This window comes from Palleronia aestuarii, assembly GCF_003253995.1.
GTDB lineage: Bacteria > Pseudomonadota > Alphaproteobacteria > Rhodobacterales > Rhodobacteraceae > Palleronia > Palleronia aestuarii.
Map to the genome: position 1 here is coordinate 136,281 of NZ_QKZL01000002.1, position 15,581 is coordinate 151,861.

14 protein-coding genes are annotated in these 15,581 nt (G+C 66.1%); 6 read left to right on the plus strand and 8 right to left on the minus strand.

Going from position 1 to position 15,581, the window contains the following annotated elements; translation table 11 throughout:
* Window positions 1-5: 5 nt before the first annotated feature.
* From smpB to LX81_RS02825, 4 genes are all read left to right on the plus strand, one after another.
* Window positions 6-479, plus strand: a complete 474-nt coding sequence (gene smpB, locus LX81_RS02810; protein WP_111535774.1) for an SsrA-binding protein SmpB — start codon at window positions 6-8, stop codon at window positions 477-479.
* Window positions 480-563: 84 nt separating this feature from the next.
* Window positions 564-1,418: a 3-mercaptopyruvate sulfurtransferase gene (gene sseA / locus LX81_RS02815; protein WP_111535775.1), complete on the plus strand. Its 855-nt coding sequence runs from the start codon at window positions 564-566 to the stop codon at window positions 1,416-1,418.
* The gene (locus LX81_RS02820) at window positions 1,418-2,602 is read left to right on the plus strand and encodes an amino acid aminotransferase (RefSeq protein ID WP_111535776.1); all 1,185 of its coding nucleotides are present in this window, start codon (window positions 1,418-1,420) and stop codon (window positions 2,600-2,602) included. The genes sseA and LX81_RS02820 overlap by 1 nt, the downstream gene beginning before the upstream one ends.
* A 55-nt stretch (window positions 2,603-2,657) precedes the next feature.
* Window positions 2,658-3,032 carry a rhodanese-like domain-containing protein gene (locus tag LX81_RS02825; RefSeq protein WP_111535777.1) on the plus strand — a complete coding sequence of 125 codons (375 nt, stop codon included), beginning with the start codon at window positions 2,658-2,660 and terminating at the stop codon, window positions 3,030-3,032.
* Window positions 3,033-3,098: 66 nt separating this feature from the next.
* On the opposite strand, the gene amtB is transcribed toward LX81_RS02825, so the two are convergent.
* A complete protein-coding gene (gene amtB, locus LX81_RS02830; protein WP_111535778.1) occupies window positions 3,099-4,433 on the minus strand; it encodes an ammonium transporter AmtB in 1,335 nt (444 codons plus the stop codon).
* A gap of 23 nt (window positions 4,434-4,456) precedes the next feature.
* The gene (locus LX81_RS02835; RefSeq protein WP_111535779.1) at window positions 4,457-4,795 is read right to left on the minus strand and encodes a P-II family nitrogen regulator; all 339 of its coding nucleotides are present in this window, start codon (window positions 4,793-4,795) and stop codon (window positions 4,457-4,459) included.
* Between the two features lie 264 nt (window positions 4,796-5,059).
* On the opposite strand from LX81_RS02835, the gene LX81_RS02840 reads away from it, so the two are divergent.
* Window positions 5,060-7,291, plus strand: a complete 2,232-nt coding sequence (locus LX81_RS02840; RefSeq protein WP_111535780.1) for a transglycosylase domain-containing protein — start codon at window positions 5,060-5,062, stop codon at window positions 7,289-7,291.
* A gap of 6 nt (window positions 7,292-7,297) precedes the next feature.
* Here the strand turns inward: LX81_RS02840 and LX81_RS02845 are convergent, their stop codons facing one another.
* The 6 genes from LX81_RS02845 to rsfS all read right to left on the minus strand — a co-directional run bounded on the left by LX81_RS02845 (window position 7,298) and on the right by rsfS (window position 15,216).
* Window positions 7,298-10,303, minus strand: a complete 3,006-nt coding sequence (locus LX81_RS02845) for an error-prone DNA polymerase (RefSeq protein ID WP_111535781.1) — start codon at window positions 10,301-10,303, stop codon at window positions 7,298-7,300.
* Window positions 10,304-10,644: 341 nt separating this feature from the next.
* Window positions 10,645-11,115 carry an RNA pyrophosphohydrolase gene (locus LX81_RS02850; RefSeq protein WP_111535782.1) on the minus strand — a complete coding sequence of 157 codons (471 nt, stop codon included), beginning with the start codon at window positions 11,113-11,115 and terminating at the stop codon, window positions 10,645-10,647.
* A 31-nt stretch (window positions 11,116-11,146) separates the two neighbouring features.
* Window positions 11,147-12,484: a S41 family peptidase gene (locus LX81_RS02855; RefSeq protein WP_111535783.1), complete on the minus strand. Its 1,338-nt coding sequence runs from the start codon at window positions 12,482-12,484 to the stop codon at window positions 11,147-11,149.
* A gap of 241 nt (window positions 12,485-12,725) precedes the next feature.
* Window positions 12,726-14,246 carry a 2,3-bisphosphoglycerate-independent phosphoglycerate mutase gene (gene gpmI, locus LX81_RS02860; protein ID WP_111535784.1) on the minus strand — a complete coding sequence of 507 codons (1,521 nt, stop codon included), beginning with the start codon at window positions 14,244-14,246 and terminating at the stop codon, window positions 12,726-12,728.
* Between the two features lie 54 nt (window positions 14,247-14,300).
* On the minus strand, window positions 14,301-14,771 hold the full coding sequence (gene rlmH / locus LX81_RS02865) for a 23S rRNA (pseudouridine(1915)-N(3))-methyltransferase RlmH (RefSeq protein WP_111535785.1): 471 nt from the start codon (window positions 14,769-14,771) through the stop codon (window positions 14,301-14,303).
* A 4-nt stretch (window positions 14,772-14,775) separates the two neighbouring features.
* A complete protein-coding gene (gene rsfS, locus LX81_RS02870; RefSeq protein WP_234822466.1) occupies window positions 14,776-15,216 on the minus strand; it encodes a ribosome silencing factor in 441 nt (146 codons plus the stop codon).
* Window positions 15,217-15,350: 134 nt separating this feature from the next.
* Here rsfS and LX81_RS02875 point away from each other — a divergent pair, with 134 nt between their 5' ends.
* On the plus strand, window positions 15,351-15,560 hold the full coding sequence (locus tag LX81_RS02875) for a hypervirulence associated TUDOR domain-containing protein (RefSeq protein ID WP_111535786.1): 210 nt from the start codon (window positions 15,351-15,353) through the stop codon (window positions 15,558-15,560).
* The last annotated feature ends 21 nt before the right edge of the window (window positions 15,561-15,581 follow it).

The following is a 15,581-nucleotide window of genomic DNA, read 5'->3' on the forward strand; positions in this document are numbered from 1 at the left end:
GCGGGATGGCGCAGGGCAAGGAAAATCCGAACTACAAGGTGATCGCGGAGAACCGGCGGGCACGGTACGATTACGCGATCGAGGACGATCTCGAATGCGGCATCCAGCTCACCGGCTCGGAGGTGAAGTCGCTCAGGCGCAACCAGTCGAACGTGGCCGAGAGCTACGCCGCGGTGGAGGACGGGGAGCTCTGGCTCGTCAATTCCTACATCGCGCCCTACGACCCGGCGATGTTCGGCCACGAGGACCGGCGCCGTCGCAAGCTCCTCGTCAATCGCCGGGAACTCGCGCGTCTGTGGCAGGAGACGCAGCGGAAGGGCATGACGCTCGTGCCGCTCGTCCTTTACTTCAACCACCGCGGTATCGCGAAGCTGAAGATCGGCATCGCCAAGGGCAAGAAGGCCCCGGACAAGCGGGAAACGGCAGCCAAGCGCGACTGGCAGCGGCAGAAGCAGAGGCTCCTCAAGGACCACGGATGAGGCCGGGCGTCCGGTCGGACGCTTGCCCCCATGGCGCGGCTTCATTAAGCGGATGGGGCTTGGCGGCGCTGAGGAGCTGACGGAATGCGCGACGATCCCGGAACCCTGGTTTCCACCGACTGGCTGTCTCGGCACCTGGACGATCCGGACCTGCGGATCCTCGACGCGAGCTGGTATCTGCCCGATGCCGGACGCGATCCTGCCGCCGAATACCGCGCGGCCCACATCCCCGGCGCGCGGTTCTTCGACATCGACGAGATTTCGGATTCCGCCTCGGACCTGCCGCACATGGCGCCGCAACCCGAGAAGTTCACCAGCCGGCTCCGCGCGATGGGGGTCGGCGACGGCCATCAGGTCGTGGTTTACGACGGTGCGGGGATCTTCTCCGCGGCGCGCGTCTGGTGGCTTTTCCGGCTCATGGGCAAGACCGATGTCGCCGTCCTCGATGGCGGATTGCCGAAATGGCAGGCCGAGGGGCACGCGACGGAAGACATGGCGCCGATCGTGAAGGATCGCCATCTGACGGTATCGCGGCAGAACGCACTCGTGCGCGATGTCACGCAGGTGGCCGAAGCCGCGAAGCTCGGCGACGCCGTCATCGTCGACGCGCGCTCCGCCCCGCGCTTCGAGGGCGAGGCCGCGGAGCCGCGTCAGGGCCTCCGCGCCGGCCACATCCCGGGTTCGCGGAACCTGCCCTACGCCGAGCTCCTGGCCGAAGACGGCACGATGAAGGACCCGGACGCCCTGCGCGCCGCGTTCGAGGCGGCGGGAGTCGATCTCTCGCGGCCCGTCATCACGACCTGCGGCTCGGGCGTGACGGCCGCGATCCTGTCCCTGGCACTCGCGCGGATCGGTCACGAGCGCTGGTCGCTCTATGACGGATCCTGGAGCGAATGGGGGGCGTTCGAGGACCTTCCCGTGGCCACGGGACCGGCCTGATGTTCGAGAACCTGAAACCCCAGCCTGCCGACAGCATCCTGTCGCTCATGAAGGCGTTTCGGGACGACCCCCGAACGGAGAAGCTCGACCTCGGTGTGGGCGTCTATCGCGATGCCGACGGCCGAACGCCTGTGATGCGTGCCGTGAAGGCGGCGGAGCGACGCCTCTGGGAGGAACAGGATACCAAGAGCTACACGGCGCTTGGCGGCGATCCCGCCTTCGCCGCGGCGATGGGCGATCTGATCCTGGGAGAGGGCTTGGCCACGGATCGGCGGTCCGCGATCGCGACGCCCGGCGGCACGGGCGCGGTGCGGCAGGCGATTGAGTTCATCAGGACCGCGCGGCCGGAGGCGCGGATATGGGTGCCCGACCCGACTTGGCCGAACCACCTGTCGATCCTGGCGGCGACGGGACGCGATGTCGCGCACTACCGCTATTTCGATGCGGAGACGGGCGGGGTCGACGACGCTGGCATGATCGCGGATCTGAGCGCCGTCGCGAAAGGAGACGTCGTTCTGCTCCATGCCTGCTGCCACAACCCCACGGGGGCGGATCCGGACGCGGAGACCTGGAAGAGGATCGCCGAAACGCTTGGGGAGCGTGGCGCGGTGCCGCTTCTCGACATCGCTTACCAGGGTTTCGGTGACGGTCTCGACACCGATGCCGCCGGGGTGAGGCTTCTAGTCCAGACGCTTCCGGAACTCCTGATCTGCGCGTCTTGCTCGAAGAATTTCGGTCTCTATCGGGAGCGCGTGGGCCTCTTGCTCACGATCGCACGCGATGCGGACACGGCGCGGATGGCCCAAGCCACGCTCGAACACCTGAACCGGCAGGCCTATTCCTTCCCTCCCGATCACGGGGCGCGGCTTGTCACGATAATCCTGGGCGATCCCGCCCTTCGCGCTGATTGGCAGGACGAACTCGAATCGATGCGAACGCGGATGCTCGATCTGCGCCGGCAGCTCGCCGCAGAATTGCGCCGGGAGACGAATTCAGAGCGGTTCGACGCGGTGGCCGATCATCGCGGCATGTTCACCCGGTTGCGCCTCTCGGAGGACGAGATCGCGACGCTGCGCGAGCGGCACGGCGTCTACATGGTGGGTGATGGCCGGATCAACATCGCCGGGCTCGACACGCGCACCGTCCCGATCCTCGCCCGGGCGATCGCGTCTCTCGGAGATTGAGCACGCGTCCCCGGCGCAGTAGCGTCCGCCCCATCCACCAATGGGAGCGGAAACCATGAAGATCGAAGAAACGGATCACGGGACCCTCGAACACTGGAGCCCCGACGAGGTGCAAACGGCCCTCGACGAGGGAGAGATCGTCCTCATCGACGTGCGCTCTCCGCAGGAATACGGGACCGAGCATATCGAGGGGGCGCTCCTGATGCCGATGGCCTTCTTCCGGGCCGACCGGCTGCCCACGCAGGACGGCAAGCGCGTCGTCTTCCATTGCGCGGGCGGGCTCAGATCGCAGCGGATGGCGAAGATCGCGCTCGAATCAGGCCTCGCGCCCATCGCGCACATGGCGGGTGGTTTTGGTGAATGGAAGGCTCAGAAGAAGCCCTATATCGGGACCGACTTCATGACCGGCGCGCCCAAGCGAATGCCGTAGAACAAATAAAAAATGCCCGGGCGGAGGGAGGAGCGCCCGGGCATTTCCAGCAAGATTTGGGGAGGATCAACTCTTGCTGAATTCCGGATAGGCCTCCATCCCCATCTCCGAGACGTCCAGTCCGGCGATCTCGTCTTCCTCGCTGGCGCGCAGCCCCATGATCGCATTGATGATGAACCACACGATCAGGCTGACCACGAAGACGAACACCCCGATTGAGACGACGCCGATGATCTGCGTGACGAAGCTGGTGTCGGCGTTGGAGAGCGGCACGGCCAGCGTGCCCCAGATACCCGCGACGAGGTGGACGGGGATCGCGCCGACCACGTCGTCGATCTTCATCTTGTCCAGCAGCGGCACGGTGAAGACGACGATCACACCACCGATCGCGCCGATCAGCGTCGCACCGCCAAGCGTCGGCATGAGCGGCTCGGCCGTGATCGAGACGAGGCCCGCCAGCGCGCCGTTCAGCGTCATGGTGAGGTCGGGCTTGCGGTAGAGGACCTGCGTGAGGATCAGCGCGGCGACAGCCCCGCCCGCGGCGGCCGTGTTGGTGTTGGCGAAGATGCGGGAGACATCGGCGATATCGCCCACGGTCCCAGCCGCGAGCTGCGAGCCGCCGTTGAAGCCGAACCAGCCGAGCCACAGGATGAACGTGCCGAGCGTCGCGAGGGCCAGGTTCGAGCCCGGCATCGGAACGCTGCGCCCGTCACGGTACCGCCCGATCCGCGGCCCGAGCACGAGCGCACCGGCCAACGCGGCGAAGCCACCGGTCGCATGCACGATGGTCGAGCCCGCGAAATCGGAGAAGCCCATTTCCGACAACCAGCCACCGCCCCACTGCCAGGACGCCTCGATCGGATAGATGAAGCCGGTCAGAACGACGACGAAGATCAGGAAGGGCCAGAGCTTGATCCGCTCCGCAAGCGTGCCCGACACGATCGACGCTGTGGTGGCGCAGAACATCAGCTGGAAGAAGAAGTCCGAACCGACGGAGGCATAACCGAGATCGGCGCTCGCCGCATCGAGACCGACCGGCTCGAGGGCCGTGGGCACGAACAGCGCGCCGAGATAGCCTGGGATCGTCCAGCCATCGCCCGGATACATGAGGTTGAACCCAACGATGTAGTAGAGGATCGCAGCGATGCCGAAGAGCGCGATGTTCTTCGTAAGCTGCATCGTCACGTTCTTCGACCGCACGAGGCCCGCCTCGAGCATGGCGAAGCCCGCGGCCATCCACATCACGAGGAAGCCGCCGATCAGGAACAGCAGCGTCGTCATGATGTAGGGGCCGATCTCATCGAAACCCGGAGCGGCGGGTTCGACGGCGTCCTGAGCGAACCCGATCTGCGGCAGCACGATTGTGGCCGCGATCAGGGGAATGCAACGTGTCAACTTCATACCTATAATCCCTTCGCGTACGCTCAGATGGCGTCTTCGTTGGTTTCGCCCGTCCGCACGCGTACGGCGCTTTCGACATCGAGGACGAAGATCTTGCCGTCGCCGATCTTGTCGGTCTTCGCCGTGGAGGCGATCGTGTCGACGACCTGATCGACCATTCCGGCGCTCACGACGATCTCGAGCTTGATCTTCGGGACGAAATTCACGGCGTATTCCGCGCCACGGTAGATCTCGGTATGGCCGGATTGGGAACCGAAACCTTTGATTTCCGTCACCATCATTCCGCGGACACCGATGGCCGTGAGCGCCTCGCGCACTTCCTCGAGCTTGAACGGCTTGATCGCTGCAATGATGAGTTTCACATTCGTCCCCTTGTCGCTTCACAGGCGTGCCCCTCGATGGCGGGGCCTTTGCCCGAAAAGGGCCGGAGACAGCCGTTTCATCAAGCGCACAGCGCCAGCCAAGTGACCTCAAACCCGAGAAATGCACAATTTTTGCACTTTCTGATTTGCGGGCTGAATTATTGGGCATTCAGGAATCGGTAAAATGACCGGGAACGGCATGTTCACCGGCGGCTCTCCCTGTATGGTCGCCGCAAGAGCAGCAAAGCGCATAAGGAACCGGGCATGGCAGGTACCGGCAGAGGCAGATCGCCCCTCGTCGCGCCACGGCGCGCGACCAAGGGGGAAAAGAGGAGCAAGCGAGCGGCACCCCGCCGTCGGACGACACGTCCACGGCGGCGCGGTCCGCTCGGCTGGCTCACGTCGCTCGTGCGCGGCATCCTCGGCTTTGCGCTGAGGCTGATCCTTCGTGGCGCGGTGGTGGCGGCGGTGATCCTCGGCGTCGCGACGTGGTATCTCTACACGACGTTGCCGCCGGTGAGCGATCTCCTCGACGGTCGGGCGCGCGGCTCCGTGACGCTGCTTGATCGGGATGGAGACATCTTCGCCTGGCGCGGGGAACAGTTCGGCGGCCAGATCGACGCCAGGACGATCTCGCCGCATCTGAAGAACGCGATCGTCGCGACGGAGGACCGGCGGTTCTATCAGCATCTCGGGCTGTCTCCGCGCGGGGTCGCCGGCGCGATCCGGATCAACCTCGCGGAAGGACGCGGGCCGCTTTCGGGCCATGGCGGTTCCACCATCACGCAGCAGACGGCGAAGCTCCTCTGCCTCGGCGTTCCCTACGACCCCGATGTCTGGGAGAGCGAGACCGCCTACGAGGCCGATTGCCGCGAAGGCTCGCTCTGGCGCAAGGCCAAGGAGGCCGTCTACGCGCTCGCGATGGAGGCCAAGTACTCCAAGGACGAGATCCTGACAATCTATCTGAACCGGGCCTTCCTCGGCGCCGGATCGCGCGGTTTCGAGGCGGCGGCGCAGCGCTATTTCGGCAAGTCCGCGAACGAGGTCGATCCCGCGGAAGCCGCGATGCTCGCCGGCCTTCTCGTCGCCCCGACGCGCTATGCGCCCACCGCGAACCTGCAGAGAAGCCAGGACCGCGCTGCCGTGATCATCGGCCTGATGCAGGAACAGGGCTATCTGACCGATGCGCAGGCTGCGGAGGCGCTGGCCAATCCCGCGGTGCTGTCGCAGGCCGCGGAGGCGCGGGCGGGCGGCTATTTCGCAGATTGGGTGATGAGTTCCGGCCCGGACTTCCTGACGTCGAAGACGACGGAGGACGTGATTCTGCGCACCACCTTCGACCAGCGGATCCAGCGCGCTGCGGAATCCGCTCTCGACGAGATCTTCCGCACCAAGGTCCGCGAGGGATCGGAGGCGCAGGCGGCCATTGTCGTGATGAGCGCCGACGGCGCGGTGCGCGCGATGGTGGGCGGGCGCAAGTTCAAGGGCGTCGCGGGACAGTTCAACCGCGCGATCATGGCCAAGCGGCAGACCGGATCGGCCTTCAAGCCCTTCGTCTACGCCGCGGCCCTCGATCTCGGATACGGGCCCGACGACCGGGTAGTGGACGAGCCGCTGACCATGAGCATTCCCGGGTCGGGGTCGTGGTCTCCGTCGAATTACACACGTGATTTCGCGGGCATGATGACGCTGACGACCGCGCTCAAGGACAGCCGCAACATCCCGGCGGTCAAGGTCTCCGAGGCCGTGGGCCGGGACAACGTGCGCCGGATCGCCTCCGATTTCGGCATCGATTCGGAGATCGACGAAGGTCCTGCCCTGGCGCTCGGCACCTCCGAATCGACCCTTCTGGAAATGACCGGGGCCTATGCGGGGATCCTGAACGGCGGCAGTTCCGTCATGCCCTACGGGATCGTCGATCTGCGCCTGCAGGGGAGCGACACACCGCTCATCGGTCAGGAAGGCGGCCTCGGAGAGCGGGTGATCACGGAGGAAGCGGCGCGGGAACTGATCTACATGATGAGCCGGGTGATCGAGGAGGGAACGGGCAACCGTGCCCGCCTTCCCGGTCGTCCCGCAGCAGGCAAGACCGGAACGACGCAGGCCGCACGAGATGCCTGGTTCCTGGGCTTCACCGCGGATTACGTGACGGGCGTCTGGATGGGCTACGACGACAACACGCCGCTCACCGGGGTGACGGGTGGCGGGCTGCCTGCGGAAATCTGGCAGGAAACGATGCTGCGCGTCCATGAGGGATTGCCGGTGCACGACCTACCGATGAGCCGGGGACGGCCCGGCGGCATAGGCGATCCCGCCGCGCCGCCCGCCTATGGCGGCAACGTCGCCTCCGCAGACAGCTCCTATTACGACGAACTGCCGTCGCGGGAGGCCGCTGCGCCCGGTGACCGCAAGGTCGGGCGCGTCCCCGATCCCGCGCCGCCCAACATGGCCGAGCGGATCATCAACGACGTGATGGGATCGATCTTCGGCAACTGACGCGGCTCAATCGCGCGACGAGGTGCATTTGAGCCCGCCCGTTCCCTCGTCGCAGGTCCAGGCGTCGGAACGTGTCAGGCCGGTCGCGTCGGCGAAGCGGCGACCGGGCGGCAATGTGCCACGCGGCTGGGGCGGGCCGGAGGGGGTCAGACGGGGCCGCAGGAACGACATCGGATGGGCACGAAGCGTGAGCCGCATCGCGACGTAATCCTCCACCACCTTCTCTCCCTCGGTCATCTCCGGCAGCCGGGGCGCCGGCTCCACGATTCCTTCCCCGTCGAGATCGCCCGCGAAGAGCGGCAACGGACGCGTGCCGGCGAGCGCCCGCGCGGCCCAGATCGCGTCCCGTCGCGAGAGGCCGAGCGCCGCGAACGCGTCCGCCTCCGCAAGGATACGCAGGCTACGTGGCGCGATCCCCGCGCGGCGCCAGACATCCTCCACCGCGCGGTAGCCGTTGCCGCGGGCCGCCGTGATCCACGTTCCCTCCTCCTCCTTCAGGGAGCGGATTTGCCGAAAGCCCAGCCGGATGGCGAGCCCGCCCTGCCCGTCCGGCTCCATCACGTGATCCCAGTAGCTCGACGCGATGCAGACCGGACGGACCTCCACCCCGTGCTCCCGCGCGTCGCGGACGATCTGCGCGGGGGCGTAGAAGCCCATCGGCTGCGAATTCAAGAGCGCACAGGCGAAGATGCCCGGATGATGCCGCTTCATCCATGCGGACGCATAGACGAGAAGCGCGAAACTCGCCGCGTGGCTTTCGGGGAATCCGTAGGAACCGAATCCCTCGATCTGCGCGAAGCAGCGTTCGGAGAAGTCGGCATCGTACCCGTTCTCCCGCATCCCGCGCAGGAACCGGGTGCGGAACTCACTGACATTGCCGTGTTTCTTGAACGTGGCAAGCGCGCGGCGCAGCCGGTCGGCCTCGTCGGGCGTGAAGCCCGCGCCGATGATGGCGATCTGCATCGCCTGCTCCTGGAAGAGCGGCACGCCCAGCGTCTTGCCGAGCACGCGGCCCAGCGCGTCGGAAGGGAAACTCACCTCTTCCTTGCCACCGCGCCGCCGCAGATAGGGATGCAGCATGTCGCCCTGGATCGGACCGGGGCGGATGATCGCCACCTCGATCACCAGGTCGTAGAATTCGCGCGGGCGCATCCGCGGCAGGAAGTTCATCTGCGCCCGGCTCTCGACCTGGAAGACGCCGAGGCTGTCGGCCCGGCAGAGCATCTCGTAGGTCTCCGGATCCTCCTGCGGCAGCGTGGCGAGGTCGTATTGCGTGTGATGATGCTGCGCGATCAGGTCGAACCCCTTGCGAAGGCAGGACAGCATCCCGAGCGCCAGCACGTCGACCTTCAGGATACCCAGCGCATCGATGTCGTCCTTGTCCCAACAGATCACCGTCCGGTCCGCCATGCTCGCATTCTCCACCGGCACGAGCTCGTCGAGCCGGCCCGCGGTGATGACGAAGCCCCCCACGTGCTGGGAAAGGTGGCGGGGAAAACCCTGGATCTCCTGGATCAGCTCCATCGTCCGGACGAGCCGCGTGTCGCCTGGCTCCAGGCCGATCTCCGTCATGCGGTGCGGCTCCAGCCCGTTCGTGCCGAAGAACCCCCAGAGCTGCGAGGAAAGGGCGCCAAGCGTATCCTCCGAAAGCCCCATGGCCCGGCCGACTTCGCGGATCGCGCGCTTGCCGCGGTAATGGATGACGGTCGCGCAGAGCCCGGCCTTCTCCCGTCCGTAGCGGTCGTAGATGTGCTGGATCACCTCCTCCCGCCGCTCGTGCTCGAAATCGACGTCGATGTCGGGCGGCTCGTCGCGCGCCTCCGAGACGAAGCGCTCGAAGACCATCGTGCCGATCTCCGGGCTGACGGAGGTGACGCCCAGGCAATAGCAAACTACCGAATTGGCCGCCGAGCCCCGGCCCTGACAGAGAATCCCGCGCGACCGGGCGAAGGCCACGATGTCGTTGACGGTCAGGAAATAGGGCTCGTAGCCGAGCCGCCCGATCAGGTCGAGCTCGTGATCGAGAAGGCGCAAGACGGATTCCGGCGCACCTGCGGGAAAACGCCAGGCGAGCCCCTCCCGCGCGAGGCGCTCGAGCCGTTCCGTGGCCGTCTCAAACCCCCGCACCTCGGACGGATACTCGTAGCGCAGCTCGTCGAGCGAGAAGGTGCAGCGTTGAGCAAGTGCCGCGGCCGCGGCGAGCGCGTCCTCGTGGCCTGCGAAGATCCGCGCCATCTCCGCGGGCGAGCGCAGGCGCTGTTCGGCATTGGCAAGGGCGGAGCGGCCGAGATCGTCGACCCGGGTGCCGGTACGGATCGCGGTCAGCACGTCGGCGAGTCGCCGCCGACCGCCGTGATGCAGGACCGGCCGGGCGGAGGCCACGCAGGCCATCCCCATCCGCCCGGCCCGCGCGGCGAGGCGGTCGAACCGCGCCCGGTCCTGCCCGTCGTAGCGCGGTGCGAGGAGGAGGGAGACCCGCCCGCCGAACCTATCCTTGAGAGAGGCGGCGTGGGCACGCCATGCGGGAGTTCCGCCCGGATGGACCAGAAGCTCCGACCCCTCCCCCCAGTCGAGGAGGTCCTCCAGGTGCAGCGAACACGACCCTTTCGCCGCCCGCCGCCGCCCCGTCGTCAGCAACCGGCAAAGCCGCCCCCAAGCGTCACGGTCGCGCGGGATCATCGTGGCGGAGAAGCCGTCCTCCAGAACTATCCGTGCGGCGGGGAGAAGGCGGGGAACGGTCAGGATGTCGATCCCCGGCACCCCCGCCAGCCCCTCGGGCGCAGGCGGGCCGACCGGATCGGCGGCGGCACGGAGCGCCGTCAGACATCGCAATTCCCGTGCATGGGCATGGGCGCGAACGATCCCGGCCACGGAATTCTCGTCCGCGATGGCGATCGCCCCGATGCCAAGAAGGCCCGCGCGATCGACGTATTCCTCCGGATGCGATCCACCCGTCAGGAAGGTGAAGTTGGATGTGACCGAAAGTTCGGCGCAGAGCGGCACTGGTGACATGCCACCGTTATGTTCTCATTTCGTTCTTTTTGGGAGTCAGAATTTTCAGCTTTGGACGTACATTCCCCGCAGCGATGTATTATGCCAACCGCCGGTCAGCGTCCGACGCAAGTTCGGAAAGAATCCAGAGTGGACGAAGGCCAAGCCCGAGATCGATGGCTCTGAACCCATGCCACAGGAACGGGATCCCGGGCCCCCGTCACTGCGCTGCCCTCGAAATCGAAGCGGCCACGCACTACCGAGTTGCGCTCAGCGAAGGCCGCGCGGGACTCCAAGTAACGTCGGGCTACGCGCAATCGCCGGACCGGAAACAAACGCCGCGAGCGCAACGAGGCCAGATTTCAGAGAGCGCTCCGGAACGCCGCGAAAACGGCCTCGTAGACATCGCGCTTGAAGGGCACGATCCGCTCCACCAGAACTTCCGGACGCATCCAGGCCCATTCGGAGAATTCGGGATGCGCGGTGTCGATGCCGACATCCGCATCCGTCCCCTCGAATCGCATCAGGAACCATTTCTGCATCTGGCCCCCGTACTTGCCCCCCCAGAGCCGCCCCAGCAACTCTTCGGGCAGGTCGTAGCGGATCCAGTCGTCCGTCTCCGCCTCGACACGGACGAGATCGGAGGTAATCCCCGTTTCTTCCTCGAGCTCGCGCAGCGCCGCCTGTTGCGGGCTCTCGCCCGCATCGATGCCGCCTTGTGGCATCTGCCATGCACCGGCGGCGGAATCGATCCGCTGACCGGCGAAGACGCTGCCATCTGCCCGCGCGAGGACGATCCCCGCGCAGGGACGGTAGGGAAGGCCGCCGCTCATCGCACGACCGGACCGTCGAGGCCCCTCCGCATCATTGCTCCGGTCCGAAAGCGGACAGGCCCTTGAGGATGTCGATCGCATAGGCGAGTTGGTAGTCCTCGTCACGAAGCTGCGCGGCCTCCTCCGCGGCTTCCTGCTCCTCGCGGATGATCCGCTGCTCGTCATCCGTCACCGAATCGTTCTGAAGCGATCCGCGCAGGTCAGCCTCCGACCGGCTCGGGAAGGCGCCGCCGTCCTCGTCCTCCTCCGGCTCTTCGCCGACGGGAGGCTGCTGGACGACGATGTCGGGCGAGACGCCGAGGGCCTGGATCGATCGGCCCGATGGCGTGTAGTAGCGCGCCGTCGTCAGGCGCATCGCCCCGTCGCCCCGAAGCGGCATCACGGTCTGGACGGAGCCCTTGCCGAAACTCTTGGTCCCCACGACGATGGCGCGGCGGTGATCCTGCAAGGCGCCCGCCACGATTTCCGAGGCCGAGGCGGAACCGCCGTTGATCAGCACGACGATCGGCTTGCCCTCCGCGAGATCACCTTGTTCCGCGTTGAACCGGTCGCTGTCGGCCACGTCCCGCCCGCGGGTCGAGACGATCTCGCCCTCGTTCAGGAACGCGTCCGAAACCTCGATCGCCTGATTGAGAAGGCCGCCCGGATTGTTGCGCAGATCGATGACGAAGCCGTTCACGTTCTCCATGCCGCCCGCGGCCTCGACCTGCTCGTTGAGGTTCTCGACGAGCTTCGGATAGGTCTGGTCGCTGAACGTGATGACGCGGAGCACGACGGTCTCGCCCTCAAGGCGGGAACGCACGGCGGTGAGCTCGATCGTATCGCGCACGATCGACACGTCGAAAGGCTCGTCCACCCCTTCGCGAACCACCGTCACCACGATCTCCGACCCGATCGGACCGCGCATCATGCCCACCGCGTCGTCGAGCGTCAGACCGAGGAGCGATTCTCCATCGACATGGGTGATGAAATCCCCTGCCTGCATCCCGGCTTCCGCGGCAGGCGTGCCGTCCATGGGGGAAACGACCTTCACGAAGCCTTCCTCCTGCGTCACCTCGATGCCGAGGCCGCCGAACTCACCGCGGGTCTGGGTCCGCATCTGCGCGGCGTCATCGGGAGAGAGGTAGCTCGAATGCGGGTCGAGCGAGGTCAGCATGCCATCGATCGCCGCCTCGATCAGGTCATGCTCGTCGACCTCCTCGACGTATTGCGCCCGGATCCGCTCGAAGATGTCTCCGAAGAGATCGAGCTGCTCGTAGACGCTCGCCCGGCCGTCGCCCTCCTGCGCGATCAGCGGTCCGGCGACCTGGGTCGTCAGAACCACCCCCGCGAGCGTTCCGCCCAGTGCGGCCATCACGAATTTTCTCATGGATGTCGTCCTATCTTGCTTCCGGAGCACGGGACCTCTTCGGGGCTCGGCTCGAATCACTCGCGGCCTCGCGTCATCTAAGTCGACAGGGCGGCCCCTTGGCCAGCGCCCGGGATCATCCGCCCTTGTCGGTTCGGGGAACATATCGTCATTCTCGGCTGATCAAACTGCCAGATCCGCGCAGATTCGTCCAAATCATTCACGATTGCGCGCCCGGCGCCACGATCTAGAGGCCATCGACCTAAGCCAGAAGGTTTCGTCCGGTCATCTCCTCTGGCTGCTCGAGTTCCATCAACGCCAGCAGCGTCGGCGCGAGATCGCAGAGCCGCCCGTCGGCAAGGGACGCGCCATCCGGCCCACCGGCGAGGATCACGGGGACGAGGTTCGTCGTGTGCGAGGTGTGGGGACCGCCCGTCGCCGGATCGACCATAGTCTCGCAATTGCCGTGATCGGCCGTCACGATCATCGCTCCGCCGGCGGCTTCCAACGCGTCGAGCACGCGTCCGAGACCGCGATCCACCGCCTCGCAGGCGGCCACCGCAGCATCCAGATCGCCGGTATGGCCCACCATGTCGGGATTGGCATAATTGCACACGATGAGGTCGTAGCCCGCCTCGATCGCCTCCACGAACCGGTTCGTGACCTCTACAGACGACATCTCCGGCTTCATGTCGTATGTCGCGACGTCGGGGGATTTCGGCATCGCGCGGTCCTCTCCCTCCTCCGGCTCCTCCTTGCCGCCGTTGAGAAAGAACGTCACGTGCGGGTACTTCTCCGTTTCCGCGACGCGGAACTGCCGGAGGCCGTGATGCGCCACCCATTCGCCAAGCGTGTTGACGAGCTTCCGCTTGGGAAAGACCGCTTCGAAGTACGCGTTGTGCGCGTCGGAATATTCAACCATCCCAAGCCGCGCACGAAGGTCCGGACGGGCCGAGACGTCGAATTGGGAGAAGCCCGGCTCGCCGATCGCCGCGAGGATTTCCCGCGCGCGGTCGGCCCGGAAATTGAGGCAGAAGAAACCGTCTTGCGTCTCGGCGCCGCCGTACGCGCCGATGACGGTCGCCGGAACGAATTCGTCGGTGACGCCGTCTGCATAGGCCGCTTCGATGGCAGCCGTCGCACTTGGCGCCCGGGACGTGCCCTTGCCGTCGATCATCGCGCGATAAGCGATCTCGACCCGGCCCCAGCGGTTGTCGCGATCCATCGCGTAGTAGCGCCCCGTGACCGTCCCGACCCGCACACCGTCGGGCAGATCGGCTTCGAGCCGCTCGAGGAATGGCAGGGCCGATTTCGGAGCGACATCGCGACCGTCCGTCACGGCGTGAACGATCACCGGCACACCGTCGGACGCGATCGCGCGCGCCGCGGCGATCACGTGGTCCAGATGTCCGTGCACGCCCCCGTCGGAAATCACGCCCATCAGATGCGCTGTCCCACCCGAACCCTTGAGCGTGGAAACGAACGCGCGCAACGCGCTGGCCCTGGCGAAGGAGCCATCCTCGATGGCAAGGTCGATCTGGCCCAGGTCCATCGCGACGACCCGACCGGCCCCGATATTCGTATGGCCCACCTCCGAATTGCCCATCTGGCCCTTCGGCAGCCCTACATCTGGCCCGTGCGTGACGAGATGCGCCGCGGGTCCATGCGCCCGGATCCGGTCGAAATTGGGGGTCTCGGCGATTCGCGGGGCATTGGCTTCGCGCTCTTCGCGGTCCCCCCAACCGTCGAGGATGCAAAGGCAGACGGGTCTGGGCGGGCTCATGAGGACACCTCGATCTTGCGTCGCCAAGGTCTTAACGTGCCCTGCCGGGCGCGGCTACTCCCTGTGATAGGGATGCCCGGAAAGAATCGAGACAGCGCGGTAGAGTTGTTCGGCCAGCATGACCCTCACGAGCATGTGGGGCCAGACCATTCGGCCAAGGGATATCGACGCGTCGGCACGCTCACGGATCGCGGGCGCGAGGCCATCCGCGCCGCCTATGACGAAAGCAAGGTCGGAATGACCGGCATCGCGCCACGCGACGAGCTTATCCGCGAATTTCGGCGATGTGAGCGCCGAACCGCGCTCGTCGAGGGCGCAGACCATTCCGCCCGGACCCAGATGCCGCAGAAGCGCGTCGCCCTCGGCGGCCATGCCCTGCGCGCGGCGCGGATCGACCTCGATCTCCTCCGCCGGGCCCAGCGACAAGGCCCGACCGGCCCGGTCGAAACGGGCCAGGTAATCCGTGACGAGGTCGCGTTCCGGTCCGGAACGCAGCCGGCCTACCGTGCAGAGCCGGACTCGCAAGCGCCTATAGCCGGGAAGCGGTCTGCTCGGGCGTCGACCACATCTTCTCGAGCTGATAGAAATCGCGCACTTCGGGCCGGAACACATGGACGATCACGTCGCCCGTGTCGATCAGGACCCAATCGCCGCCATCCTTGCCCTCGATCTTGCTCGAATGCGCATGATCGCGTTTGAGACGATCGACGAGCTTCTCGCAGATGGCGCCGACCTGTCGCGACGACCGGCCGGAACAGATCACCATGTAATCGGCCATCTGCGTCTTGCCGCGCAGATCGATCTGCACGACATCCACGGCCTGATCGTCATCGAGTGACTTGAGGATAAGCTGCAACAGCTCTTCGCTGGTCAGCGAGCGATCGGGCGCGGTCAACGCGGACCCCGGACCTTCTGCGACCGTGCCGGCGGTCGCGATCTGGATGAGAGACAGGACATCGTCCTCCTTCACTGAACGCCGTTCGGCCACGGCGCGGGCATGAGGTGAACATAAACCCTCCGGGTCGCGATTCCAACTCGCGAGCGCGAGAGGAACCGGGTTGATCGTTTCAGGGTTTCGCCTCGAACGACAATCGGAGGCCTGGGATGGCAAAGTATCAGATCGGCGAAAAGGTCGAGTGGAACTGGGGCAACGGCACGGGAAGCGGAAAGATCACGGAGCGCTTCACGGAGAAGGTGACCCGCACGATCAAGGGCTCGGAGATCACGAGGGATGCGTCGGACGACGAACCCGCGTATATGATCGAGCAGGATGATGGCGATTGCGTACTGAAATCCGCCTCGGAACTGAACTGACGTTCGTCGCCGACGCGGAGA